Annotated in this window: 22 protein-coding genes; 1 reads left to right on the top strand and 21 read right to left on the bottom strand. The window is 42.0% G+C overall.

All coding sequences use genetic code 11. The features are described from left to right. Positions 1 to 4: 4 nt before the first annotated feature. From codY to IGI78_RS06125, 14 genes are all read right to left on the bottom strand, one after another. Positions 5 to 796, bottom strand: a complete 792-nt coding sequence (gene codY / locus IGI78_RS06190) for a GTP-sensing pleiotropic transcriptional regulator CodY (protein ID WP_086292738.1) — start codon at positions 794 to 796, stop codon at positions 5 to 7. A 13-nt stretch (positions 797 to 809) separates the two neighbouring features. Continuing rightward, a complete protein-coding gene (gene hslU / locus IGI78_RS06185) occupies positions 810 to 2,207 on the bottom strand; it encodes an ATP-dependent protease ATPase subunit HslU (RefSeq protein ID WP_005236820.1) in 1,398 nt (465 codons plus the stop codon). 14 nt (positions 2,208 to 2,221) lie between these two features. Continuing rightward, positions 2,222 to 2,764: an ATP-dependent protease subunit HslV gene (gene hslV / locus IGI78_RS06180; protein WP_005229630.1), complete on the bottom strand. Its 543-nt coding sequence runs from the start codon at positions 2,762 to 2,764 to the stop codon at positions 2,222 to 2,224. A gap of 22 nt (positions 2,765 to 2,786) precedes the next feature. Beyond that, positions 2,787 to 3,725 (bottom strand): tyrosine recombinase XerC, encoded by a 939-nt coding sequence (xerC, locus tag IGI78_RS06175; RefSeq protein ID WP_195265747.1) that lies wholly within the window; start codon positions 3,723 to 3,725, stop codon positions 2,787 to 2,789. Positions 3,726 to 3,921: 196 nt separating this feature from the next. Further along, entirely contained in the window at positions 3,922 to 5,358 is a 1,437-nt protein-coding gene (locus IGI78_RS06170) for a flotillin family protein (RefSeq protein ID WP_288362178.1), read from the bottom strand. Positions 5,359 to 5,371: 13 nt separating this feature from the next. Then, the gene (locus tag IGI78_RS06165; RefSeq protein WP_077452548.1) at positions 5,372 to 5,797 is read right to left on the bottom strand and encodes a hypothetical protein; all 426 of its coding nucleotides are present in this window, start codon (positions 5,795 to 5,797) and stop codon (positions 5,372 to 5,374) included. A 119-nt stretch (positions 5,798 to 5,916) separates the two neighbouring features. Continuing rightward, positions 5,917 to 7,218 (bottom strand): FADH(2)-oxidizing methylenetetrahydrofolate--tRNA-(uracil(54)-C(5))-methyltransferase TrmFO, encoded by a 1,302-nt coding sequence (gene trmFO / locus IGI78_RS06160; RefSeq protein WP_195265745.1) that lies wholly within the window; start codon positions 7,216 to 7,218, stop codon positions 5,917 to 5,919. A gap of 150 nt (positions 7,219 to 7,368) precedes the next feature. Continuing rightward, a complete protein-coding gene (topA, locus tag IGI78_RS06155; protein ID WP_081119148.1) occupies positions 7,369 to 9,447 on the bottom strand; it encodes a type I DNA topoisomerase in 2,079 nt (692 codons plus the stop codon). 142 nt (positions 9,448 to 9,589) lie between these two features. Beyond that, a complete protein-coding gene (gene dprA / locus IGI78_RS06150; RefSeq protein WP_140965454.1) occupies positions 9,590 to 10,468 on the bottom strand; it encodes a DNA-processing protein DprA in 879 nt (292 codons plus the stop codon). 68 nt (positions 10,469 to 10,536) lie between these two features. Beyond that, positions 10,537 to 11,301, bottom strand: coding sequence for a ribonuclease HII (locus tag IGI78_RS06145; protein WP_140965452.1), 765 nt, complete (start codon positions 11,299 to 11,301; stop codon positions 10,537 to 10,539). After that, positions 11,285 to 12,151 (bottom strand): ribosome biogenesis GTPase YlqF, encoded by an 867-nt coding sequence (ylqF, locus tag IGI78_RS06140; RefSeq protein ID WP_016613223.1) that lies wholly within the window; start codon positions 12,149 to 12,151, stop codon positions 11,285 to 11,287. Before ylqF ends, IGI78_RS06145 begins: the two co-directional genes overlap by 17 nt. A 423-nt stretch (positions 12,152 to 12,574) precedes the next feature. Next, the gene (locus IGI78_RS06135; protein WP_140965448.1) at positions 12,575 to 13,480 is read right to left on the bottom strand and encodes a class C sortase; all 906 of its coding nucleotides are present in this window, start codon (positions 13,478 to 13,480) and stop codon (positions 12,575 to 12,577) included. 22 nt (positions 13,481 to 13,502) lie between these two features. Next, entirely contained in the window at positions 13,503 to 15,371 is a 1,869-nt protein-coding gene (locus tag IGI78_RS06130) for a SpaH/EbpB family LPXTG-anchored major pilin (protein WP_140965446.1), read from the bottom strand. Between the two features lie 52 nt (positions 15,372 to 15,423). Then, positions 15,424 to 18,999, bottom strand: a complete 3,576-nt coding sequence (locus IGI78_RS06125) for a SpaA isopeptide-forming pilin-related protein (RefSeq protein ID WP_195265743.1) — start codon at positions 18,997 to 18,999, stop codon at positions 15,424 to 15,426. A 333-nt stretch (positions 19,000 to 19,332) separates the two neighbouring features. Between IGI78_RS06125 and IGI78_RS06120 the strand changes: the two genes are divergently transcribed. Beyond that, complete coding sequence (locus IGI78_RS06120; protein ID WP_140965442.1) at positions 19,333 to 20,817, top strand: helix-turn-helix domain-containing protein; 1,485 nt, start codon at positions 19,333 to 19,335, stop codon at positions 20,815 to 20,817. Positions 20,818 to 20,951: 134 nt separating this feature from the next. Here the strand turns inward: IGI78_RS06120 and lepB are convergent, their stop codons facing one another. The 7 genes from lepB to IGI78_RS06085 form a co-directional block, all read right to left on the bottom strand. Next, the gene (gene lepB, locus IGI78_RS06115) at positions 20,952 to 21,500 is read right to left on the bottom strand and encodes a signal peptidase I (RefSeq protein ID WP_086292763.1); all 549 of its coding nucleotides are present in this window, start codon (positions 21,498 to 21,500) and stop codon (positions 20,952 to 20,954) included. A 32-nt stretch (positions 21,501 to 21,532) separates the two neighbouring features. Continuing rightward, positions 21,533 to 22,963 carry a S41 family peptidase gene (locus IGI78_RS06110; protein ID WP_140965440.1) on the bottom strand — a complete coding sequence of 477 codons (1,431 nt, stop codon included), beginning with the start codon at positions 22,961 to 22,963 and terminating at the stop codon, positions 21,533 to 21,535. A gap of 75 nt (positions 22,964 to 23,038) precedes the next feature. Further along, the gene (locus tag IGI78_RS06105; RefSeq protein WP_195265740.1) at positions 23,039 to 23,260 is read right to left on the bottom strand and encodes a YozE family protein; all 222 of its coding nucleotides are present in this window, start codon (positions 23,258 to 23,260) and stop codon (positions 23,039 to 23,041) included. Next, positions 23,253 to 23,774, bottom strand: a complete 522-nt coding sequence (gene msrA, locus IGI78_RS06100) for a peptide-methionine (S)-S-oxide reductase MsrA (protein ID WP_081119157.1) — start codon at positions 23,772 to 23,774, stop codon at positions 23,253 to 23,255. Before msrA ends, IGI78_RS06105 begins: the two co-directional genes overlap by 8 nt. After that, complete coding sequence (locus IGI78_RS06095) at positions 23,774 to 24,424, bottom strand: YpmS family protein (protein WP_081119158.1); 651 nt, start codon at positions 24,422 to 24,424, stop codon at positions 23,774 to 23,776. Before IGI78_RS06095 ends, msrA begins: the two co-directional genes overlap by 1 nt. After that, positions 24,421 to 25,407, bottom strand: a complete 987-nt coding sequence (locus IGI78_RS06090; RefSeq protein WP_081119159.1) for an SGNH/GDSL hydrolase family protein — start codon at positions 25,405 to 25,407, stop codon at positions 24,421 to 24,423. The genes IGI78_RS06095 and IGI78_RS06090 overlap by 4 nt, the downstream gene beginning before the upstream one ends. 210 nt (positions 25,408 to 25,617) lie before the next feature. Next, positions 25,618 to 26,460, bottom strand: a complete 843-nt coding sequence (locus tag IGI78_RS06085) for a DegV family protein (RefSeq protein WP_195265738.1) — start codon at positions 26,458 to 26,460, stop codon at positions 25,618 to 25,620. Positions 26,461 to 26,467: the final 7 nt, after the last annotated feature.

Genomic DNA, 26,467 nt, shown 5'->3' with positions numbered 1-26,467 from the left:
TCTCCTAATATTGATGTTTCGTCAATTCCTCTTTAAAGCGACTGTTAAGCACTTTTAAATAGGTGCCTTTCATCCCCAAAGAGCGGGATTCAATAATACCGGCAGACTCTAATTTACGTAAAGCATTTACGATCACCGACCGTGTAATACCAATGCGATCAGCGATACTTGATGCGGTCAGACGACCTTCGTCGCCTTCTAATGCCTCAAAGATCGCTTGAACAGCTTTCAACTCACTATAAGAAAGGGTGTTGATTGCCATTTGAACCGCCGTTGTACTGCGAACGTCTTCTTCGATACTGCGGGATTTTTGGTACAAGAATTGCATACCCACAACTGTTGCACTGTATTCCGCTAATACCAAATCGTCATCATCAAAAGATTTATCGATTCTAGAAAGAATGATTGTTCCTAAACGTTCCCCTGCACCGTAAATCGGTACGATAGTTGTTAGTCCGTTGGGATACAACTCACGGCCTTCCACAGGAAAAGCGGTCATATCATCACTGATTGGCACATTAGCTTCTGTGGAGGTCAGGTGATCGACTAAATTTGTATAATTTTTAGGAAACTGTTTTTCAACAAACATTTTTTTTATACGTTCGTTATTAACATCGTGGTTCTCAACAAAACCTAACACACTACCGTCGATGCTAATAATATACGCATTGCTGTCTAGGATGTTTCCTAAAATGACAGCCATTTTGTCGTAAGGCAAATCAGAAGCTAAATTAAAGGTGTTTTTTTGCTGCAATAATTCATTGATTTGTCTTGTCTTTTCTAATAATGTTTTCATTGGTCCGCTCCCTTTATAAAATATACCGGCTTAAGTCTTCATCTTTTGCGATGGACGCAAGTTTTTCTTCCACATACGCTTCTGTGATCGTAATTTCACCCATTTGCATCTCAGATGCTTCAAACAATAAATCTTCAAGTAGTTTTTCTAGAATTGTATGCAAACGACGAGCACCAATATTGTCGGTATCGCGATTGACTTGATACGCGATTTCGGCAATTTTTTCGATAGCTTCCATCGTAAAGACCACTTTGACATTCTCGGTTCCTAACAAGGCGATGTATTGTTTGACTAAAGCATTGTTTGGCTCCGTTAAAATTTTAACAAAGTCTTCTTTTGTCAAGTCATCTAGTTCCACGCGAATCGGGAAACGTCCTTGCAACTCAGGGATCAGATCGCTTGGTTTTGATAGATGGAACGCGCCTGAAGCGATAAAGAGAATATGATCTGTTTGTAACGTGCCATATTTCGTATTGACTTGCGATCCTTCAACGATCGGTAAGATATCTCTTTGCACCCCTTCACGAGAAACTTCTCCTGACTGCTGTGATTTCGAAGATACCTTGTCGATTTCATCAAGAAAAATGATGCCGCTAGATTCTGCTAAACGTAACGCTTCACTATGAATATCCGCGTCGTTGACCAGTTTGGAGGATTCTTCTTGAATCAACAATTCTCGTGCTTCTTTCACAGTTACCGTGCGCTCGATTTTCTTTTGCGGTTTCAATGCCCCTAAGGTTTCATTCAAATCGATCCCCATTTGTTCTAAGCCATTGTTCATCATTGGTGCTTGATTTTTCGGCTCATCGACTTGGATCGTCACTTCTCGGTTGTCTAAAAGCCCCTTTTCTAATTGCTCGAAAATGGCTTGACGGTTGCTACGAATCTCATCCGTCAATTCTTCTTTTGGCTCTTCTGGTTGTTGTGCGGCGTTGAACATATTCATCATTTGTTCATAAGGATTGGTATTCTTTTTCTGTTCCTTTTTAATACCAGGAACTAAGACTTTTACTAAACGACGGTTGGCTTTTTTCTCTGCTTGGATCCGCACGTTTTTATATTGTTCTTTTTTCACGATTTGGATCGCATTCTCAACGAGGTCACGTACCATCGATTCTACGTCTCGACCGACATAGCCGACTTCCGTGAATTTCGTCGCTTCTAACTTAACGAAAGGTGCATCAACGATCTTTGCTAAGCGTCGCGCAATTTCCGTTTTCCCAACGCCCGTTGGTCCGATCATCAAAATATTTTTTGGTGTGACATCTTGTTGCATCTTTTCATCTAATTGTAGCCGGCGGTAGCGATTTCTCAAAGCAACAGCCACTGATTTTTTGGCGTTGGTTTGTCCAACGATGTATTCATCTAATTCTTTCACGATTTCTCGTGGTGATTTGTTTTGGTTTGTCATATCGTCATCCCTCTTTAAAACTCTTCTACAATGATATTGTGATTCGTAAAGACACAAATGTCTGCTGCGATATTCAAGGCACCTTCAGCGATTTCTTTGGCAGATAGTTCGCCGCCATAACGTTTCATCGCACGGGCTGCCGCCAAGGCATAGTTTCCGCCTGAACCAATGGCTAAGATCCCTTCATCTGGCGAAATGACCTCGCCTGTCCCAGAGACTAAGAGCATCTCCTTATCATTCATGACGATCAGCATCGCCTCTAGTTTTTGCATCGACTGCTGCGTCCGCCATTCTTGCGCCAATTCTACTGCAGCTCGTTGCAAATTTCCGTTGTATTCATTTAATTTCCCTTCAAATTTTTCTTCCAAGGTAAAGGCATCTGCTACACTGCCGGCAAAGCCAACGATCACCTCACCGTTGTAAATTCGACGAACTTTCCGAGCGGTTCCTTTCATAACGACCTGTTCTCCCATCGTTACTTGTCCGTCACCGGCCATGGCAAACTTGCCGTCTTTTTCAACCGCACAGATGGTGGTTGAATGAAATTCTGACTTCATTTACGTTCCTCCTGTACCAATTTTACGCGCGTGGATGAAATTGGCGATAATTTTTTTGTAAACTGTCTTTGGTGACATGCGCATAGATCTGTGTCGTCGATAGATTGGCATGCCCCAACAATTCTTGAACGGTCCGCATATCGGCACCGTTGTTTAATAAATGGGTCGCAAACGTATGCCGAAGCATATGAGGATGGATTTTACTGTCTAAACTGCTTTTTCGAATGATTTGATTCAACACATACTCGATCCCTGTTGCAGTGATCCCATCACCAAGATGATTCACGAAAAGAATATCGTGTTCTTTGTTCTGCTTTTCCATCAGTTGTTTGCGTCCTGAGGAAAGGTAGCGCTTGACTGCCGCTTGTGCGTAACTGCCGAAAGGAACATAACGATCTTTGTTGCCTTTTCCGTGGATCAACAATACGCCGCTTTCCCAATCGATCGCCCCCAGCGTCAGACTACTACATTCGCTGACCCGCAGACCTGAACCGTAAAGGACTTCTAACAATGCTTGATTGCGCTGTTGTAATGGCTCATCACCGGCAACACTTTGAAAGAGTGCATCCATTTCTTTTTCATAAAAAAAACGCGGCAATTTGGCGTTTTTCTTTTTTAAATGAATGTAGGCAAAAGGATTCTCTTTGACGATCTCATGCTTGGTTAGAAACTGGTAAAATGATCGCAAGCTAGCCATTTTGCGACTAATGGAATTACGACTGTACTCTCGTTCTGTCAAATAGCTTAGATAGACGCGAACATCACGGTACTCCACTGCTAATGGGTCTTCATTGCCAGACTCTTTTAAGAAGTAAAAAAAATCGCTCATATCTTCTTGATACGCTTTTTTTGTCTTTTCCGAATACCCTCTTTCAACAATAAGATAACGAAAAAACGCTTCTTGTAACTGATCTGTTTGCAAAGTAACCCCCCTTTTCATGATTCGAAATAACTTTAGCATAGACCACAAAAAAAAACAAATGAATTGTCAGAATTTAATCAATATTTCAAAGTTTAGACATAATTGTGAAAACTTTCTAAGAATCTTCGTAAGATTCTTATCACTCTTCAAAAAGATCCCTCAAAAAAGCCAGAAAAACGTACCAGTCCTTCTCCTCAAAAGATAGAGGGACTGATACGTTTCCACTTATTTGCTTTTATTCGATTAGATCCGTTGTTGGCTGATGCGAACCATTGCTTTCAGATACAGCCTGAACTAGCTCTTTGTTTCCTTGTTTTGTGGACATCGTGTCATTGATCAACCCAACTAAGTCTAATCCGGTTGTCTCTTTGATCGTATCAAAAGTTCGCGCTAAACCAGCTTCCCCCATTGATTGAAGCCCATCGTTGCCGCCAAAGCTGACCACTTTATCGATATTGCTAAGGGGCGCATTGACTTCTTTCGCGATTTCAGGCAGCACTTTGATGAACTCCATCAAAATACCGGCTTCGTTTAGTTTGGTCAAAGCAATCGCCATCTTTTCACGGCTTTCCGCTTCGGCTTGACCGACTTTTGCGATCCGTTCCGCGTCGGCACTACCTAGTTTTTCAATTCGTTCGGCTTCTGCTTGGGCAGCTAATTTGACTTTTTCCGCTTCGGCTTGTGCTCGGGCGATTTCACGTGCTTTGTCTGCTAGAGCGTTTTGTTCAACGACATATTTATCTGCTTCGGCTTTTTTACGGACAGTTGCATTCAATTCTTTTTCCGTCAATTCCGCTTGTTTTTCTTGGATCTCAATATTTTTTTCTTGTTCGATCAACTGAACTTTCATTTGTTCGCCGACCGCGATTTGTTCTGCTTTCGCATCCGCAACTTCGCGTTCTTGTTTGTACTGCGCTTGTTTCAATGCCATATCTTTAGTCGCTTCTGCGATTTCTGTTTGGCGACGGATCTCTTCATGCTGTGCCAATTGCTCATTCTCAGCTTGCTTGATCCGCGTTTCTCTTAAGGCATTGGATTCTGCTACTTCGGCATTTTTTTTCACTTCAGCAATCTGAGGGCGTCCTAACGCATCCAAGTAGCCATTGCTGTCGCTGACATCTTTGATCGTAAACGAAACGATCTCCAACCCCATTTTTTTCAAGTCCGTAGAGGCAACTTCTTGCACTTGTTCCGCAAAATCATCTCGGTTTTTGTAGATAGCTTCTACCGTCATCGTTCCTAAAATCGCCCGTAAGTGACCTTCTAAGACTTCTTGGGCTTCATCTTCCAATTCACCTGTGGATTTACCTAAGTATTGTTCGGCGGCTGTCTTGATCGATTCGGTACTATTACCGACCTTCACAAGCACCGTCGCACTGGCTTTGATCGGTACGCCTTGTTCCGTATAAACTTCTGGTGTCCCAATCTCTAACTTGTGGGTCAATAAACTTAATTTATGAGCTTTTTGAACAATAGGAATCACAAATGTCCCACTGTTTTTTAAGATCTTGATGCCTTCTTTTCCTAAGAATGATCCTGTAACGATCAACGCTTCATCGGGTTTCCCGATACGGTAACGTATCATCAAAAAGGCAACCAATAAAACAACGAGGACAATGATCCATAAAATTGGATTACTTAAAAAATCGACTGCTGATCCTGTATCCACCATAACCTAACACTTCCTATTCTATAAAATTTTTACTTTCAACCACCAACGCGATCCCTTTTTTATCAAAATCGACAATGATGACTTTGGTGCCGACTGGCAATCGAACATTGTTTTCACGATCTTCTTCCCGAAAAAACCGAGCGGGATAAACAGAACGTGCACTTTGACTCCCTATTTCCATGACTTCGCCGATTGTGTCTCCGACAATCTTTTCCGTCAGTTCGCCGATCACAAACTCATTGCGGCTAATGACATTGCTGCGGTTTTTGTCTGTGATGCGATTGTAAAGCCACATAAAGGGACCTAACAGCAAACTAAATGCAACAAAGACAACGAAAATGCCCCCGACCAAGAGGATCAGCCATCCTAAAAATTGGATCACTGTAGGAAAACGCTGTAAATAGTTTTGAATCAAATGAACCCATTCTCCGATCACCATCTTCACCACCTTCTCTCATTGTTACTGTCTATCATAAGTCACCTTGATTAAAGTTTCAAGACAAATTAAAAAAAAACCTTCTTACCAATTATTAGTAAGAAGGTGTTGACTCATCACTCTTATAGTTGTTCTTTGGCTTTTTCTAAAGCAGCTAACGCTCGATTTGCCAATGCTTCATAACGAGATTTCTTGTCTCTGATTCGCTCTGGAAGTTCTGGCAATAACCCAAAGTTTGCATTCATTGGTTGGAAGTGTTTGCCTTCAGCATGGGTGATATAATACGCCATACTACCAATTGTTGTTTCTTGCGGCATAATGATCGGTGCTTCGCCTTTTGCAAGTTTGGCCGCGTTGATGCCAGCCATCAATCCACTGGCCGCACTTTCAACATACCCTTCGACCCCTGTCATTTGACCAGCAAAAAAGAGGTCCTCACGTTTTTTCGATTGATAGGTTTGTTGTAACAACTCTGGTGAATTCATAAAACTATTCCGATGCATCACGCCGTAGCGCACAAATTCGGCCTCTTCCAAACCAGGGATCATCCGGAATACCCGCTTTTGCTCGCCCCATTTCAAATGTGTTTGAAAACCAACGATGTTGTACAGAGAAGCAGCTGCATTATCTTGCCGCAGCTGAATCACTGCGTAAGGACGCTTGCCGGTTTTCGGATCTTCCAAACCAACGGGTTTCATCGGACCAAACAACATGGTTTTCGGTCCACGGCCAGCCATAACTTCGATTGGCATACATCCTTCAAAGAATTTTTCTTTTTCGAATTCTTTCAAAGGGGCCACTTCCGCATTGACTAAAGCGTCACGAAACGCATAAAACTCCTCTTCGTTCATCGGACAATTCAGATAGGCTGCTTCGCCTTTGTCGTAGCGTGATTTCAAATAAACTTTATCCATATTGATGGTGGATTTATCGACGATCGGTGCTGCTGCGTCATAGAAATAAAATCCTTCTGATCCGTTAAAAGCTTGGATCGCTTTGGATAAAGGTTCAGAAGTCAAAGGTCCAGTTGCAATCACGGTGATCCCATCTGGAATTTCAGTGATCTCCTCTTCGATGACAGTGACTAAAGGATGTTCCTTGACACGTTTGGTGACTAACTCTGAAAAATCATCGCGATCAACAGCTAAAGCACCCCCTGCTGGAACCGCTGTTTTGTCTGCAGAGGTAATAATCACTGAATCCAAGCGACGCATCTCTTCTTTCAAAACACCGACCGCATTCGTTAAATTGTTGCCTCGTAGTGAATTCGTACAAACAAGCTCAGCAAAATTATTTGTATGATGGGCTTCTGTCGATTTCTTAGGACGCATTTCATAAAGCTTTACTGCGACACCTGCTTGCGCTGCTTGCCACGCAGCCTCGCTTCCGGCTAAACCGGCACCAATAACATTGATTTCTTTCATAGTGCTCTCCTTTTATTTCAAAAGCTCGCCTCTTTTCATAAGAAACTGCTTGTATTAATCAAAAGGACCGGCACTTTCTTTTGTCAGCCAACATCGAGGCTGACCGTTCAAAAGAATGCGCCGATTCTTTTTTGCAGGGAATCCTGCTAGTTATTTTTGCACATTTTCTTCATAGTCGCCATTGATACACACGACTTGTTTGCCGCCTTTGACTTTCTTCTCAACTAAGTAATTATCACATTTCGGACAATTACGGCCTACAGGTTTGTCCCAAGAAGTAAAGTCACAGTCGGGATAGCGGGTACAACCATAAAACAACCGATTTTTCTTCGATTTGCGTTCAACGACTTGCCCTTGATGACAGACCGGGCACTCAACGCCGATTTCTTTGACGATTGGTTTCGTGTTGCGACAGTCAGGGAAATTACTGCAGGCATAAAATTTTCCGTAACGACCTAATTTGATCACCATTGGATGTCCGCAAAGATCACAATCAAAGCCTGCAGGTTCATCTTTGATTTGAATTTTTTCGATACTTTCTTCTGCGGTCGTCAATTCCTTTTCAAAAGGACGGTAGAATTGATCGACGACTTTGACCCATTCTTCTTTCCCAGCTTCAATGCTATCTAAACTATTTTCCATTTCAGCAGTAAAATGCATATCAACGATTTGCGGGAAGAATTCCTCGATCAATGAATTGACGATCTCACCAAGTTCAGTTGGCTCAAAACGTTTTTGCGTCAATTTCACATAATAACGCCGCTGGATCGTTTCTAGCGTTGGTGCATAAGTTGAAGGACGGCCGACACCGTTCTCTTCAAGGGTTTTGATCAAGGTGGCTTCACTGTAGCGGGCAGGTGGTTGAGTGAAATGCTGTTTCGGTTCGATCGATACAGATTGAACCACATCTCCTTCAACTAACTCTGGCAAGATGTTCTCTTTGTCTTCTTTGCCGTCATCGCGTCCTTCCACATAGACCTGCATAAACCCTTTAAATTTGATTTTTGAACCATTGGCAATAAAGATGACACCATTTTGATCCAAAGTAACTTTCATTGTGTCCAAAATCGCCGGCGTCATTTGACTAGCCACAAAGCGAGACCAGATCAAGCGATACAGTTTTAGTTGGTCTTTGTCTAAGAATTTCTCCATGGCTTCTGGCGTACGCATCACACTGGTTGGTCTTACCGCTTCATGGGCATCTTGTGCCCCTTGTGCATTGGCGCGTTTTTTGCCACCGTGCGCTGAAAACTCTGAACCATAGGTAGTTTCAATAAATTCTGCCGCTTCGCCTTTGGCTGTGTCTGCGATTCGGGTCGAATCGGTACGCATATAGGTGATCAAACCGACGGTGCCTTGTTTGCCAAGGGCGATCCCTTCATAGAGCTGCTGTGCAACCATCATGGTTTTCCGCGTTCGAAAGTTCAGTTTACGGGCTGCTTCTTGTTGCAAGCTACTGGTGGTAAAAGGTGCTGCCGGGTTGCGTTTGCGTTCTTTCTTTTCAACCTTCGTCACTTGAAAGTCTTTACCAGAAAGGCGATCAGTGACTTCTTTAATACTTTCAGCATTCGGTAATTTTTTCTTTTTGCCATCTAGGCCCCAAAAATTGGCTTTAAATTTCTTCGTGGCTTTTTTAAAGTTCCCATCGATGCTCCAGTATTCTTCAGGCACAAAATCACGGATCTCTTTTTCACGATCAATAATGATCTTAAGCGCCACCGATTGAACACGGCCAGCACTCAATCCTTTTTTCACTTTACGCCAAAGGATCGGGCTCAATGAATACCCGACTAATCGGTCTAAGATCCGCCGTGCTTGTTGGGCATCGACGAGATCTACATCGATCGTTCTTGGCTCTTTGAAAGCTGCTTTGACGGCATCTTTGGTGATCTCATTAAAGACGACTCGGTTTTTATCTTTTAAATCTAACCCTAGCAGAAAAGCTAAATGCCAAGCAATGGCTTCTCCTTCTCTATCCGGGTCACTTGCGAGGTAGACTTTCTCGGCTTTTTTTGCAGCTGAACGAAGGCTTTTGATCACATCGCCTTTGCCACGGATCGAAATGTAATGCGGCTCATAGTCATTTTCGACATCAATTCCCATTTTACTTTTAGGGAGATCACGAATATGACCGACACTTGCGACGACTTTGTAATTTCGTCCAAGGTATTTTTCAATGGTTTTCGCCTTTGCTGGCGATTCCACGATTACTAAATATTTATATGCCATATAAAGAATGGCTCCTTCCTGAATTTTTCCTACTATTATATTCTATCAATCAGTGAACCTATCGTATGCAGATGAAACATACAAATCGTAGCTTATCATAGCTTTCAAGAAAAGGTTTGTCAAGGAAGGTTGATTGGAAAAATCAAAAAAAGGCTAACTCCTGTAAAATATCTGACACACTAATCGTACATTTTGCGCCATCTTGAATCAAGTGGTGACAACCTTTTGACTGATCGGAAATCATTTCACCAGGTACTGCAAAAACTTCTCGGCCATTTTCCATTGCTAATTGTGCCGTAATCAAAGAACCGCTTCTTTCTTTAGCTTCAATCACACAGATCCCTTTTGAAATACCAGCAATGATGCGATTGCGCAAGGGAAAGTGATGTCTTTGCGGTTTAGTATCATGAGAATATTCACTCAGTACTAGATGTTCTTGACGAATCTGCTGAAATAATGGAAACGCAGAAGCAGGATAACAATGCTCCAACCCAGACGCAATCACGGCAATAGTTTTCCCACGATTTCTGATGGCTGATTCATGGGCAAAACTGTCAACACCATTTGCCAATCCACTGACGATCGTATAATTTTCCGTCACTAGCGGTGGAATCAGCTTTTCGCAAACTTTACGCGCGTAGCGAGAAGCTGTTCTTGCGCCGACAAATCCAATCATGGGCGTTTGCAGCAATTGCAGATTTCCTTCATAAAAAAGCATCAATGGTGGGTCCGCAATTTGTCTTAAAAGCATCGGATACTCCGCCGAAAAAAAGGTGAGGTAGTTTTGTTCCCCCATCTTTTGTGTGATGTGCTCTTCTGTCAATTGTTCCCATGATCGCCGAAAAACCGTCCTATGCTGTGGAAGGACGCCGATGGCAATCATCTCTTCCAACGAACAACGCATCTCTTTTGTTTCCAACCAATACCAAATAATCTTCCAGCAGCCTTGCAGACCGATTCCCTGACAGTAGTACAGTTTTATCAACTGTTTTTCAAAATCTGTTGCTTGTTGATACTTCATAAACAAAACCCTCTTTTCTTAGTGATCTTACTTATAAGATTCGCTAAAAAAAGAGGGATGGATGAAATTTATAGGTATTGTTTAACTGGGGCAAAGGTTTTTCGATGAATAGGGCAAATTCCATGGGCAGCTAACCCTTCTAAATGAACTTTGGTCCCATACCCAGCATTTTGATCAAACCCATAAAAAGGATACACATCATGAAAATCTTTCATTAAATTGTCACGATAGACTTTGGCAATGATACTTGCTGCGGCAATCGAAATGGAGCGGGCATCGCCTTTGATCAGGCTTTGTTGAGGAATATCGGTCTCGATGGTCATCGCATCAATGAGCAAATGTTCCGGCTTGACCGCTAAGTCGATCAAAGCTTCTTTCATCGCCAGGCGGCTCGCTTGATAGATATTTATCCGATCAATTTCTTCAGGACTAACCACACCGATACCGACAGCAACAGCCTTGTTTTGAATTTCGATAAACAGTTCTTCTCTTTTCTTCGCAGAAAGCTGTTTTGAATCATTCAACCCCAAAATCTGGCATTCTTTAGGCAGAATCACCGCAGCTGACACCACGGGTCCTGCTAAAGGTCCGCGTCCTACTTCATCTAAACCGGCGATAAAACGGGCGCCTTGTTTAAATGCTTCGTTTTCAAAACGCATCATTTCTTCATATTTCTCCCGCAAAAGCTGCTGTTTGACTAATTGTTTCTCATATTGTTGCAACAGCTTTTGGACCCCCGCGCGTTCATCTGCTAGCAATTCCTGCAAAAATGCCGGGTCATTAAAGGTTGGATCAAATAATCGCTCTTTGATTGTCTTAATCGATTGTTTCATCTTGACTTTCCATTTCCTCCACTCGATCTAGTGTGTAACGGCCTAATTTTCCTTGCCGAATGTCAAAGACAACAAGTTCGCTTCCTCGATCATAATTGTCTTTATAGCCACGTTTTTCCGTGATCTTCATTAAAAGGTCTGGCGCTAATAACGCCTCTTCCTCCGCCTTTAATTGGTAACGATTGGCGATTCTTTCAGGATAATAACGAGCGAAAAAATCAAGTCCATACAATGCGATATCATCCAAATGGATCAGCTGGTCTTTGATCGCTCCGGTCAATGCCAGCTTCTTGCCGATCTCTGGATCTTCAAATTTTGGCCATAAGATCCCGGGCGTATCTAGCAGCTCTAGATCAGTCCCAAAACGCAGCCATTGCTGCCCTTTGGTCACACCAGGTTTATTGCCCGTCTGAGCAATTTTCTTCCCTACTAAGCGGTTCATCAAGGTTGATTTTCCGACATTCGGGATGCCGATCACCATCGCCCGAATCGCACGGGGTTTCAATCCTCTGGCTTTGTCACGAGCGATTTTTTCCTTCAAGACTTGCTTAGCCGTCGGGACAATCGCTTTGACGCCTTGATTGTCTTGGGCGTTGATCGCCAATGCTAAATAGCCTTGTGCTTGGAAATAATGCTCCCATTTTTTGGTTTGAACGGGATCTGCTAGATCCGCTTTATTGATCAAGATCAATCGTGGTTTTTGCTGTAATAATTGATCCAGCATGGGGTTGCGGGATGAAATCGGCAAGCGTGCGTCCACGAGTTCAAAAACGATATCCACGAATTTTAATTTTTCACTTACTTCACGTCTGGCTTTCGCCATATGGCCTGGAAACCATTGAATGGTCATTTGAACGTTTTCCTCCTTGGTACTTCTTCGAATTGGTAAAAAGACAGTAGTATCTAAATCCCTGCAGTATATACCTGACAAGAACGAGGACTATTTGCTCTAAAACCATCAGAGATACTAGTCACACTGGGCATTTTGCTGAAATTTCTTTACAACGATGTTCTTATTCCAACCTGGTGCATAGGTAAAGCTTTCAGCGCGATTCTCATGCGTCATACGCGCTTTCTCGATTTTTAATTTTGGGGAAGTGGTTGGAAAAAGCTTGTCTACCCACTCATTCTTCCTTTTTTCTGACACCTTTACCATTAGACCGACTGCTTTTTACTACCTTTTATCTTCGTTATTGTACCATATTTCACACGACATGTTTCGTTCTGAGTAAGGTTAACAAGTCATTTTCTAGTGGATCTAGAGGAAAACCTGCTATCTTTGCTTCTTATCACTGGGAGTGATCAAATCATGCTGTTTTTTTCTTTTGATTCTGCTAATCATCAGTAGGAGTAGTAATAGTATGGTGCTTACAACTAGCAGCACCCACAAATCCTGCTGGTTTGCTTTTTTTGCGGCATTTGTTCCATTTTCTTCATTGTAAGGAACCCGTTTGCCGCGAACCAATAAACGATGGCTATTGACCATATAGGGTGTGCAGGTTAGTAAGGTGACATAATCACTGCCTTTGACAATTTTTAGTGCTTCGGTATCATCAGGGGCGACCGTTTTGATCTGATCTATTTGATACGCCAACGTATCATCAAACGTTTCGATATAAAACGCATCGCCGATCTGCAGCTTAGGCAGATCCGTAAAGAGGGTTGCACTCGTTAACCCACGGTGTCCGCACAGAACTGCATGGGTATCTTCCCCACCTATTGGATACGAAGCGCCCTCCAATAATGTTGCGCCTCTTTTTAACAACGTATCGGTGGTTTGATCAAAAATCGGGAGAGCGACATCGATTACGGGGATCTTTAAAACACCGATCGTATGTCGTTCATAGTAATCAGGGGTGTCGACTGATTCTGAGTCCTTTGTTTCTGCTGATGCTTGCGTTTCTTTGATTCCAGGAGTACTTGCCCGCTGTGCCAGTTCTTGATTCGTTCGTTCCAACTGGTTCCTCTTTTGCTGTTTTTCTATTTCACTCATTTTTTTGGCTTGGCTTTGGTAGTAACTGATCAACTGCTGATCTAAAAACGTGTTGAGTTGATTACTTACAAAAGGATAACTGATAATCAGGACTCCTATCAGCAGCAAAATACCCATTAAAACATCCAACAAAGTCACTTTTTTAGTAAGTGATTTCGCGCCATTTCTTTTCCTTTTGATCGTCATCGTGCATCTTCATCTCATTTACTTACCCTTTCCGTTTTACAAAGTAACACCCAGCTAAACCAACGATCACCACTCCGATGGCGCCCATTAAATACGTGCCGACACCACCAGTTGCCGGTAAAGTTCCTTTGCGGCGGTTAGGGACTTTTTCAGGTTCTAGCAATTGCTCTTTCGTTCCATATGATGTTTCATGGACTTCAAAAGCGATGCGATTTGTTAACAGCACATAATTTTTTGGTGCTTTTACTTCTTCCAAATAGTAGGTGCCAAATTTCAACCCGATAATGTCGACTAATCCATCTGCACCTGAGGTAAATTTCGTCGCTTCATCCGCTGTTTGCACCCAAGATACTTGTTTGGTTCCCTCTTCGATTTTCAAGTAGTTGGCCTCATCATGGTCTTGATCCCGTACAACAAAAACTGCATCTGCCAATGCTTCGGTAGCGGTCACAGCCCCATCGACTTTTAAAAACCGTTTGCCCCCTGTCAAAACTTCCACGCTTGGAGGCGTTTGATCCGTCATGAAATCCGTTTCAACATTTGCTTCATTCGTAAAGCCATTGATAGGCATCGCCTGTTCATTTAAATACATATAATACACAAAGCGTAATTGATTTCCCGGCGTTAATTGCGGCAAAAATTCTGGATTGATAGTTACCGTAAAGCCATGCTCTTTTTCCGTTACTTGGTAATTCGTCGCGTCGATTTTCTGCTCTCCATCATACAACGCATAGCCTGTTTCTCCTTCAGCTGTATTTTCAAAAGTTAATGCTGGATCATGGGCATCGATCAATTGAAAATGTTTGTATTTGTTTTCAGCTCCTACTTTATCTTGAATACCTGATGGGATATTGACCGTTAGGTGATATTGGATTCTTTCGCCGATCTCCACGTCTTTTCCGTCTAATTGTGGTGTTGTTTTGGTAACATTTGTTGTGTCATTCTTGATTGTTAGCTCAACAGTAACGTTACTTCCTGAATCAATCGTGAAATCCTTGATCCTTTCTTCCTCGATTAAGGCGGCTTGACTTGGGGCTTTCGTTTCCTCTAATTGATAGGCGCCTGTTTCTAGTTGTGCAATCTTTAGCTGTCCTTTTTGGTTCTCACTCACATTGATACCAGCGTCTCCGGCAGCATATTGTTTACCTGTTAAAAAACGATACGCTGCTTGTTTGTCGGTCGTCCACGTATAGAGTCCATCGGCTGCACTTACAATATATTTCTTAGTCTGTTGGTTTCCTTCTTGCTTTGAAACAACAAATTCCGCATTATTCAGTGGTTCGTTTTCCCCCGTTCCTCGCTTATTCACCAGGAGCGTTCCTTCATTTGTGACGAGATTTTTCGGATAAAGATGGATCGTGTCAAGCTCTTCTTCTCCATATACATAAGAGCCATCTGCTTGTTGGATCATTTCATACACAGGAAAGGCGATCACCATATTCTCAGCAGAGGTAACGCCGTCTTTAGGTTCTTCCACAATGGTGTAAACAGCATCCCGATCGGCTTGTTTTTTCGGCAATTCAAAAATCAAATCACCGGCTGTATCTGTTTTCCCGCTAGCTACAGGAGAACCTGGCGTCAAGTTTTGGACTTGACGCTTAGCTTCTTCAACGGATGCCCCTGCAGATCGTTTTTCGTAATAGGCTGCTGTCACATCATAGACAGAAAAAGTAACATCGGCTAACCCTTGGTATTGATCAAACTCTGCCATCTCGGTCCCACTATTTTGAATCAATGAACCTGGTAGATTGACCATTTTCTTTTTATGCAGATGAACCTGTGCCAAATTGGTCTCTGCGGATACTTGCTGATTTTTTGTTCCAAAAAAGACAAATGGCAAAAGTAAAAATAGGAGACAAACCATTTTCGTATGATTAAAAATCTTTTTCATTGTTCTTTCCTCTCTTCTAATTTTTTTTGTTTTTCTTTCGCTAATGGAAGAATTACTTTAATGAAGGCTTATCTTTGCGCTTAACGTACAAATAGCTTCCAGCTAAAAGGACTAGCAGACTTGCTGAAAGAATCGCCAGCCACCCATGCCAACTCCCTCCTGTTTCAGGAAGAGACACTTTCACTTGATTGGTGACGATCAATTCTATTTGATTGTTCTTTTCTCCAGAAACAAGAAGATTCGGTTGTCGTTCTTCATCGATAAAGACTTGACCATCCTCTTCAATCTTGATTTGGACAGGTGCTGTTAAACCTGCATAGCCTTCAGGAGTAACTATTTCTTCCAAGGTATAGCTGCCGGGCGCTAGCTCCTGGAAATGGAATACTGCCAGTGATTCTTGGGCTTCGGGCAATTCGATCGTCTGACCGTTTCCACTTAGCCGGAATTTTGCCCCCTCAAGTGCTTGTCCCAGTTCATCCTGTTTATTGACCACTAAATCAAAAGGTTTTAACTGATTGCCATGGGTAAGGGTCCAACAATTGGCATCCCCATCGACGTTTTCCCCTTGATACTGGATTTTTCCGTCTGTACCAACGACAAATTCATAGTCACCGGCAACCGTATCATATCCGAGCGGACCGGCTGTTTCTGAGATACGATAAGCGCCAGGCTCAAGGATCGTAAATTCAGCCATCCCAACATCATCCGACGTTTCTGAGGCGATTTCTTGATATTCCCCCCCTGCTGTTATTTGTTGCAGAGAAAAGACAGCCCCAGCTAACAGTACTTGCTGCTCTTTTTGTACCGTGTATTTTCGAATAGCGACTGGAATTTCTGTAAAGGGATTGGTGATCTCCAGGGTAATCGTATGCTCGACCAGTGTGACGGGTTGCCCATCGATCGTCGCATGCCCTTGCGCATCGACATGAATCTGCCACTGGGTTTGCTCAGCTAAATGATGTCCCGCCGGTGCAGTGACTTCCTTTAAACGATACGTCTGACTTTTTTGCAACGCAGTATCTGCTGGTAGCCCGTACGTTCCATCCCCTTGATCCACAAGGGTCACTGTCTCCCCTGCCCCCGTCAATTCAAAAACGGCACCTGTCAACTTCACCTCTCCTACAGCGGATTTTTTGATCAGGTTTAATGCCAGGGGCACAAACATCTTTGTGTTTTTCCATGTATAAGCGTCCACTTTTGTCGCTTCATAGCCTGACACTGTTCGTTCACTTGTGACTTGATAATCAAAAGTTTCTCCTTGGTTATTATAAAGCGGCAGTAGACGGGTTTCTTCGTAATTCGTTCCATCCTTTTCAGAAACCGCGGGAACCTTGCTTCGTTCCCAAGTTGTCTGATCTTGCGCATCGGTCTCAGTAAGTTCGAGATATCCTGTTTGCCAGCTCTCCTTGCTAGTAACCGGGCTTCTACTTATTTCAAAATAAACGGATTCTGGGCGACTTGACACATCACCATCGTATTCCTCCCAGACTTTTTTGATCGTCAACTCCTTACCAGGTGCTTTGGCAGATGGCACACCAAACAATGCCTTTTGATCGAATTGATGATTCGGATAAAACACCGTTTCACCATTCATTTGATACCAAGTATCTGGTTTAAAATCCGCTGCTTCTGTTTGAATCCGCACTTGATAATGAATTTGCAGTTCCTGTCCTTCGCCTAAATAAAGACTAGAAGCGTTGAGGGTATTGTCAGATACCGTGACCTCAGGCTGCACCGTTAGATCAGCAGAACCGACACTTTTGATGGACAAGCTATTTTCTTCGTATAAAAATGGCTGCGAAATGGGGTCAGTAATCTCTCCATCAGTGACTGTCGCCGAAATATGAAGGGCTTTTTTCTCGAGATAGTCGGAAATATCCGCTGCTTCATTGGCTGACTCATAATAAAGATGCCCCTCTTCATCTGCAGAAACCATCTGTCTCATTTTGTTCTCAACATCGGCCTTTGTATACCCAGCTGTTTGATCTCCTTGCAGTTGAATCCCCAATCCGTGAATCTCAATCCCGCGCTCTTTTAACGCCATCGCCTCACCGATCGTAGCGACAAACGTATTGTCGATCCGTTTAGAGTTACCGTATTGATCAGGTGCAAAATACCCATTGTGGATAAACGATGTATTCATGGGCTGATCTTGAGTAAGTGAAAAGGCGGTTCCAAAATAACTGTCGTCTGCTTGCGTCTGCACTTTGGACACATGGTAACTGTAAGTAGGCACGCCATCTGTTAGCAAAACGATGACTTTCTTATGTCCATTTTGCGTCGATAGCATATCCCCTGCTTGGCGCAGCCCTCTTTGGGTAAAGGTTCCCCCAGCTGCTGTTTCTGGTGTCATGGTCCGGATCGTCTCTTTGACTTCCGAAAATTTTCCTAATTGGCAGATTTTGTTTTGGTAATTGCTACCATCACTGGAATAACCGACATAGCCCATGTAGACACTGTCTTGAATGCCGCTTCCTTCAATTTGATTCAAAAAGCGATCCACACCTTTTTTTACTTCAGTGATGCGTCCCATATCATTCATACTGCCTGACCAATCCACGACCAATACGACATCGATGGGATCGACTTGACGTTGAACATTCCCTCGTACATTTAGGTAAACATCAAATAGTCCCGGGGTATTCGTCTCTTTGGCAAATTTTCGCAGAGCGAAATCTGCTTCGTCACCTACACCACCATACTCAATATACGAGTTGGTCACATTTTCTGGATCACCATTCCATGTAGTTACGCCATCCCAGGTTTCTCCTGCATCCTTGTTCCCCTGATGATTTAATACGTTACTCTTTTCATCGGTTTTCCAATTCGCCGAAGGATACGTCCCGCTTTGGTCTGTCGTATAATCTGGTTCAATCGAAGCAAAAGCCTGTGAAACGGTCATTTTTTGATAAAGACGTTCTTGTTTAAACGGTTCAATGAGTGTTTCATTTTCAGAAGAACTTGTCGTCGTTCCTGTTTCCTTTGTCTCTTCCTGCGTTTCTTCGTTAAAAACACCTTTTGAGTCTTCATTCGACACTTGTCCCGAAGTTGACTCCGTGCCGGTTTCTGCAGCTTGCGAATCAGTTGAGCTGACTTCCACCCTATCTGAGGAAGCAGATTCTGTCGCAAGCGGAATGTCAACCATCAATTCATCCAAAGACGCCAATTTGTGCGACTCTTGATTTTCATGATCATATTCTTCAATCTGAAGCGCCAACTTCAGTTTTTTTGTTTCATTGGGTAGTTGAAACGTTACTTCTTGTTCACAGGGTGTTTTCAAGAAGTCTTGTGTTGTTAGCCAAGACTGTGCAGATTCATCCTCAATAAAAACCACCTCTTTGTTGTTCGTTTTCGTTAGCGGTTGTTCTTTCGTTTCATCCAGTGCATATAATTGCAGCCAGATGCGTTGCTGCTTGTTTTTTTGTGATAGCTGATAACGTAAAGTAAATTGATTGCCCTCCCGTTGACCTGTCAGCTTGATCTGCTCCGTTTCGGTAATAGCGATCGTATTTTCTTCTTGTGCACTTGCTGTCCCATTTGTTTGCAAACCTGAATAGATGATGAATAATATCCCCCCTAACATACAGAAAATGAAAGAGAACCAGTGGTGTCTCTTTGCAAAAAACATAAAAAGACCTCCTTTCAAATTACAAGCTGATCATACAAAAAAGAAGAACAATACACCGCTTTTTTTCATTTTCAGAAAAATGGGAAAACTCTTATTTTCGTGCGTTATTTAAACAGAATTTATGCGCAGGTTTTATGATGAAAACCAATCAGTTTATGTTATTTAAAAACTGAAGAAAATCAACAATTTTCAAATCCTCATTGTATTTTTCTTCTTTATGAGACACTTTTTGGAAAGATTTGTCTCAGTTTTTATAAAAAAAAGCAAAAGTTTTGAGACGTGTCTTTACACAGTTATATAAATAAGTTATTACTAAAATAAGAAGGTGATCATTTGATTGAAAAAATACTCTTAGATTCCCGAGCATTAGACAAAATCGGACTCTACGGAAAATTATTATCAATTGCTCCGGGTGAATACAACATAGAGTTCGTGAAAAATCTGACCCATTTAAGTACAACGAGATTGAAAAGTTTACTTTCCTCGATCCAAGAGGACCTGCAAAACCTTTCCCCAGTAAATCTTTCATTACATAAAAACACCCTCAGTCTCCCTAAAAATTTGATTGAATACAATCAATATCAGCAGTTTTTAGCCCAAGTAAGTATTTCTTATAAAATGTTGTTAAGTATCTTGACCAACCAAGATGAAAGCTTGCTGGCATTTTGCCAAAGAAACTATATCAGCCGTTCGACTTGTTTCCGACAAACTAAAAAGCTGCAGGATCATTTAAAGGAATTCAACATAACCTTAAATCAATCGGCCATGACGCTTACCGGTTCAGAGATGGTGATTCGCATCTTGTTGTTTAATTTTATCTGGCATATTTCTTTAGGAGATAGTTTGGCACAGGCATTTAATCAAGAGATCGAAGAGTTATTTGTTACCTATGAAGGAACAAAATACCAAAGTAAATATGAAATTGGTAAAAAAGAAGCATTACTCCATTGCAAAATTTGTCTTTTCCGGATCAAGGATGGTCACTCAACGAATCTTTATGAATTAACGAATAAGTCCTTTATTCCCAGTTGCGAAAGTCTTGATTTCTTTTCTGCTTTCTTTAAGCTCATTGATTCAGCAATAGACATTCTTGAGATCAATTCATTGTTTTTTCTTTTTTATTACTGGCCGATGCTGACTTCCGCAAACGATGTGCGTCTGCCGATCGTTGCAAATTGTTACAAGCATGAAAAACAAGAACTAAAAGAACTGATGACTGAATTTGAAGACCATTGCCAAAAATTTCTCTGCGATTTTGACTTTGATCACCAATCGTTTCTTTATATGAATACATATCTTACCTTGCTGAAATTTTGCATATTCAAGCAAAAAGTCCCTCTTTCCAATTTTTTCGAAGCAAACGTGATCAAAGATAAATACCCATTGCATACGATTTTGACAAATACCATTCAAAGTTTTTGGCGTAAAATAGCAAATCGTAAAGGTTATGAATGGTTGAAAACCTGTTATGCCGATCTTGCCTTTTATCAAGCCTGTTTGCTTTACCCCGTTTACATCGAAAAGGAACAGAAATATAAGCTTAAAGTTGCTTTCGTCTATGTATCCAATTATTTGGTTTCAATGGAAGTTTTTAATATATGTGAGCGACTACCATTCGTTGCGATAGAGCGGATCACACTGCCAACAGAAGAACCATTTGATTTTTATATCCTGAGTGCGCCTCAGCTTTTCCCTCCCTATACAACCGAAAAGAATTCGGCAATCATTGATTTTTGTCGCTATTATGACTTTGAAACAGATCTCTGTCAGAAATTACTGGCTGCTTTTAATGAAAAAATCAAAAAGTTGACGGGTTAAAATCAACTGGCGCACTTCGGCAAACGCAAGGAGGTCTTTTGAAAAAGATTGAAAACTATACAAATAACCCCTTGGATTCAATCGATGAATCCAAGGGGTTATGCATTATTTGTCTGTGTGTATAATTACATAGTTTAAATCAACCGAATATGGGTCAATGGATAATAAACAAAACGAGCATTGCCTAAAATAGCCTCTCCTGATATTGGTCCAAAGGAACGACTATCTTTGGAGGCACGTCGATTGTCACCAATGACAAAGTAACTATCTTTCCCTAATTTCTCAACGCCTAATAAAGATTCTAAATCAAAATCATTGGTATAAGAAGCAGACTCGTGGTCATTGCTACGGTTTTTCACTAGAAAATCTTCATCTACTGGTTCATCATCAATGTAAAGCTGATCATTGACATATTTCACTGACTCACCTGGTAAGCCAATCACCCGCTTGATATAGGTCGAACCATCCGGCAGCTGGAAAACAACGACATCAAAACGTTGGATCGGCGAAATCTTCTCAATGACCACCATGTCTCCTTGTTTTAAAGTTCCTTCCATCGAATTTCCTTCAACAGGAACTGGAATCAACAAGAATGCCCGAATCAAGAAGGCTGTTGCAAAAGCGATCAACGCATATTTCACTACTAGCCAAAAACGATCAACCCAAAGTTTTTTTGACTCCACACGTCTGCCTCCTCTCCAATTTTTCACTTAGTTTATTGTTCAGAAAGCAAGGACAGTGCTTTTAAGTATGCTGGGTCCTCTGCTTTGAGTTTCGCCGTTACTTCTTTTTCAATTGCTTGGGCCGTGTCTACATCGACTTCCCCAGTTTCCTTTAAATCATGGGCTTCTTGGAAGGACTGCACAGCTGCGGTCGTCTCATCATTGAAGGTATCACCACTGGTTGAATACCCCAACGCTTTAAGAAATTGATTTAGATTGTTGACTGCCGTTGACGATTGGCCAGCTTTTAAAGCATGGTCCCGTGGTAATGGCGGGAAATACGCATATTCTGGATAGTCCTCTTCATAATCCGGCATCACACCTTGATCATTGACCCAATTTTCATTCGGGGTCAACCATTTCATGACCGTCATTTTTAATTCACTGTTATCCCCCAGATCCTTCACATTCTGGACAGTCCCCTTACCAAAGGTTTCCGTACCAACGACTGGAATATCCGCTGATTCTTGCAAGGCTGCAGCAAAAATTTCCGATGCGGAGGCACTGCCTCCATCGACTATAACAACGACCGGCTCTGTGACTTTGAATCCTTCGTCCAAGGTTTCACTCGCTTTGGTTTCACTGATTACCCCTTGGTTATTGGCAAATTTCACGATCGTTTGACCGTTTTCCAAAAACATACTCGCCATGATCTGGACTTGGTCTAGCAGTCCACCAGGATTTTGTCTTAAATCTAGTACAAACGACTTTGCACCGGCTTCCCTAAGTTCGGTGATGGTTTCTTTCAACTCAGCTGCCGTGTTTTCACCAAAGGAAGTAATGTCGATACGACCGATCGTTTCATCACTTTCAGCGATTTCTCCATGAACCGTTTCGATGGGGATCACATCCCGAGTGATCTCCACATCAAAAGTGTCCTCTCCACGTTGAATCGTTAAGGTGACTTTCGTCCCTTTCTCACCACGAATCTTACCCACGACTTCAGATAATTCTTGACCCTGCGTATCTTCACCATCTACCTTGACGATTCGGTCATTCATTCGCAGGCCGCTTTTTTCAGCAGGCGTATTTTTTATCGGGGCTTGTGCGACTTCTGGATAGTCTTCCACGATCGACAAGGTAGCACCAATCCCTTCAAAACTGCCAGAAAGTGATTGTTCTAAGTTATCCGCATCCGATTGATTCAAATACGTTGTATAAGGATCATCTAGCGCATCAGTCATTCCCTGTAGGGCGCCTTCTATCAAGGCATCCTCATCGACTTCTTGGTAATAATTCGCGAGGATCTGGTCATATAGCGACTGGATTTTCTCCATCCCGCTGGCTTCTGTGCTCGTTTCTGTCACCGGTTGCGTCGTCTGCTGATTTTGCTGAGCCGTTTGCCATAAATAGACACCGCCTCCTGACAAAATTGCGACACAAACGAGAGAAACGATATATCGGCTCGTCGTTAAACCTTTCATTCACAACACCTCTCTGAGAAAAAACAGCTTCGTTCTGTGGATTTTATGCAACCATACAAAACGAAGGACAGTTTTTTATTTGTTATTTTCGAGATACTTTGCCCAGATACGATCAAAAATATCCATGGACGGCAAATAATCAACGCTTAATTCCAGATAAGAAGAAACTTCATCATAATCATCACTGTGTTTTGGAAACTGAATATCATGACTTGCATGAGTGGCAAAGATCTGAGCCTCATCTGTATGACTCGGACCTTTGACTGCCATTAAATAGCTATAAAAACTTTTACGCATGATCTTGCTCCCAATGATTTTCTAAAAAGGCTGCTCTACGAGCGTGATTGCGAGCAAAATTCTCAGGATTCTTTTTGTAATACTCTTGATGTTCTTCTTCCGCTAAATAAAAGGGTTGGGCTGGTTCGATCGTGGTCACGATCGGATCGGTAAAGCGACCGGAAGCTTGAAGTGCCTCCTTGCTGGCTTCGGCTTTTTGTCGTTGCTCTTCATTCAAATAGAAGATAGCCGGACGATAATTGTCGCCACGATCTTCAAATTGCCCAAAAGCATCCGTTGGATCTGTTTGCTGCCAATAAATCGTCAAAAGATCTTCATAACTGATTTTTTCAGGATCAAAGATGATTTCCACTGCTTCGGTATGCCCGGTTTGATGGCTTTTGACTTCTTCATAGGTTGGATTTTCGGTATGTCCTGCGGTATAGCCAGAAAAAATCGAATGCACGCCCTCTAGTTCATCAAAGGGTTGGATCATACACCAGAAGCACCCACCGGCAAAAATTGCTCGTTCCATTATTCATCCTCCGTTTCAGCTGGTAAATATAAACTCATTTGAATTTCATCATCCACAAGATTGATTTTGTTCGCTTTGATAAACAAGCCGTTTTGCATGCGGAATTGATCCAATCGAATCAAAATAATTTGTTCATCGGCATTGACATCGATCCATTCAGGAAATTTAAAACTACGTTTGATCATTTTCATCACTTCACTGGTGGGCAGATCCAAGGTGCCGATTGATAAGCTTTTGGCCTTTAATTGGACATTGCCTTCTTCCGTCACGTAAGGATCAAAATAGAGATAGAAGGTGATAGGAAATCCTAATACTTGAAACTCTCCTGTTAAGAGTGCTTCATTTCTTAGCTCAAAATTATATTTGACCTCTTGATCCTTTTGAAAATCAGATAGATAAAAATCAATCAATTGATTGACTTGGCTTTTGTTGCTGTTAACGGTCAGAACAGGACTGCCCTCCCGTTGAACAAGTTCGGCACTTTCATTTAAGCCGGTTTCCCTCTGCTGAAAAATTCTTGAAGCAAAGAAAACCGTTGTCCCTAAAAGGATACCGACCAACACTAGGAAGGCAATTTTCCAGTAGTTGATCGCTTTTTTATTCGTTGTAGCTGTTTTTTCCGGCTGCTTCGTTGATTCCCTTGGTTTCATTTTGTATCCTCCTCTAGCAACCAATAGTTTTGCGTTTTGATCACTTCATCGCGAACGGCATTCGCCATCAGTTGATACCCAAGATTATTGGGATGGAAGCGATCGCCTTCATACAAAACATTGTTTGTAATGTTATTTCCAACGGCTTGCGATGAATCAGTGGTCGTTGAAGGACTACTTTGCGTTTCATCCGAAGCTGTCGTTGATGAATCAGATAAACTTTCTGAATCCGATGATTCGGCAGTTCCCTCTGATTCCCCTCCTTCGGTATCAGCAATACCGACCTCATCACTTAACCCTTTATAGAGTAAATCGTTAATAGGAATAAAAAAGGCCTTTTCTTGCTGATTGACGAACGTTTCCGTTTGCTTATTCCAGTTATCAATGATCGTTTGCATATCCGTGATTTCTGGGAAATTCAGATAAAATGGATTGTAGATGCCCAAGACATAGATTGGTGCATCACTATTCAAATCGCGAATTTGAGCAAACAAGTCTTTTAAACGTTCTTTGTAATCTTCCATCGGTTCCGTAAACGTCTCAATGCTCAAGCCAAAGAAATTGCTCTGAATCACTTTTAGTACATCGTTACCGCCGACAGTCAAGGTAATCAAATCCGCTTGACTGAGGTCTTGCCGCAAGTCTTCATCATTTTTGACTCGCTTTAGAATCTGATCGCTTCTTTCACCAGCGACCCCATAATTTTTGGTTACCAAATTGTTCAAATCATAGCGGTCTTCTAAATCCCCCGCTAAAATTGGCACAAAGCCGCCACGAGCTGTTTCATCACCAACCCCTTCCGTTAATGAATCCCCAAGTGCGAGATACTCGATGGCGGATTTTTTTGAGTCATTGGCCGCCAGCTTATTAACAGGGGTCAACAGTGGTTGCGCTTTGGGAACAGCAAAATGAAACAAGAAGCCCGTTCCAATGGCTATCAGTCCCACAACAAGTAAATAAGTTACTATTTTTTTCCATTTCACAGGTATTCAAACTCCTTTGTAATCTTTGCTATTTTAACAAAATTCTCATAAAATTCCTAGTCGCAATCCTTCAAACTTAAGAAAGAAATCAGTTCCCTACTCTCTGAGTAGACAAAAATCGCAGCTTCATTCTGCTTTTTCTTCCTTTCAGCTTTTCATACACCAAAAAGCGATTCGTCGTCAAACGAATCGCTGAAAGAAACATCCTTTTTATTCCGTACTGTAAGTAATCGCAAAAGCACCTTTGCCAGTGTGAGTGGCGATGATCGGTGTTGTGTGAAGCAATGGGATCTCCAAGTCAGGAAACAGTTCTGCTAGTTCTTTTTGGAAACGTTCCGTGATTTCTAATCCTTCAGCATGAGAAATACCAATTTTCGTCACTTTAGGCATATTCTTCAATTCTGCTTTTAATTCCTCAAACCATTTATTAAACGTCTTGACACCGCGTCCTTTGACGACTGGAATCAGTTCTGAATGATCAAAATCCATGATCACTTTCATGTTCAGCAAACTCGATAAAAGACCTTTGGCACGACTGATACGACCGCCTTTTACTAAGTTTTCTAACGTTGAAACGCCGATAAATAATTTCGTATGCTCACGCACCAAATCCACTTCAGGTAACACTTCTTCTAGTGTCTTACCGGCTTTAGCCAATTCAGCTGCCCGAATCACTTGAAAAGCCAGCGCTTGATCTGTCGTGTCGCTATCGATCACCGTGACTTTGGTTTTTGATAAATGACTGGCTTGACGAGCCGCTTCCACGGTTCCGCTCAGGCCTTTGGTCATATGGATCGATAAAATTTCACTGCCATCTTTGCCTAATTCATCATATAATTCTACAAAATGACCGATCGGCGGCTGGCTAGTTTTAGGTAATTCTTTGGCTTGCGCCATCATTTGCATAAATTTTTCTCCCGGTAGCGTTTCATCATCTGGATAAACGACACCATCAATCATTACAGATAAAGGCACAACATGGATAGCCAAAGCATCACGGACACTTGGTTCCATCGTACTGGAAGAATCTGTCACAATTTTAAGATTTGCCATCATATAT

The sequence above is a fragment of the Enterococcus sp. DIV1767 genome (assembly GCF_050542585.1).
GTDB classification, from domain to species: domain Bacteria; phylum Bacillota; class Bacilli; order Lactobacillales; family Enterococcaceae; genus Enterococcus_D; species Enterococcus_D innesii.
This window is presented reverse-complemented; position numbering and strand designations above follow the sequence as displayed.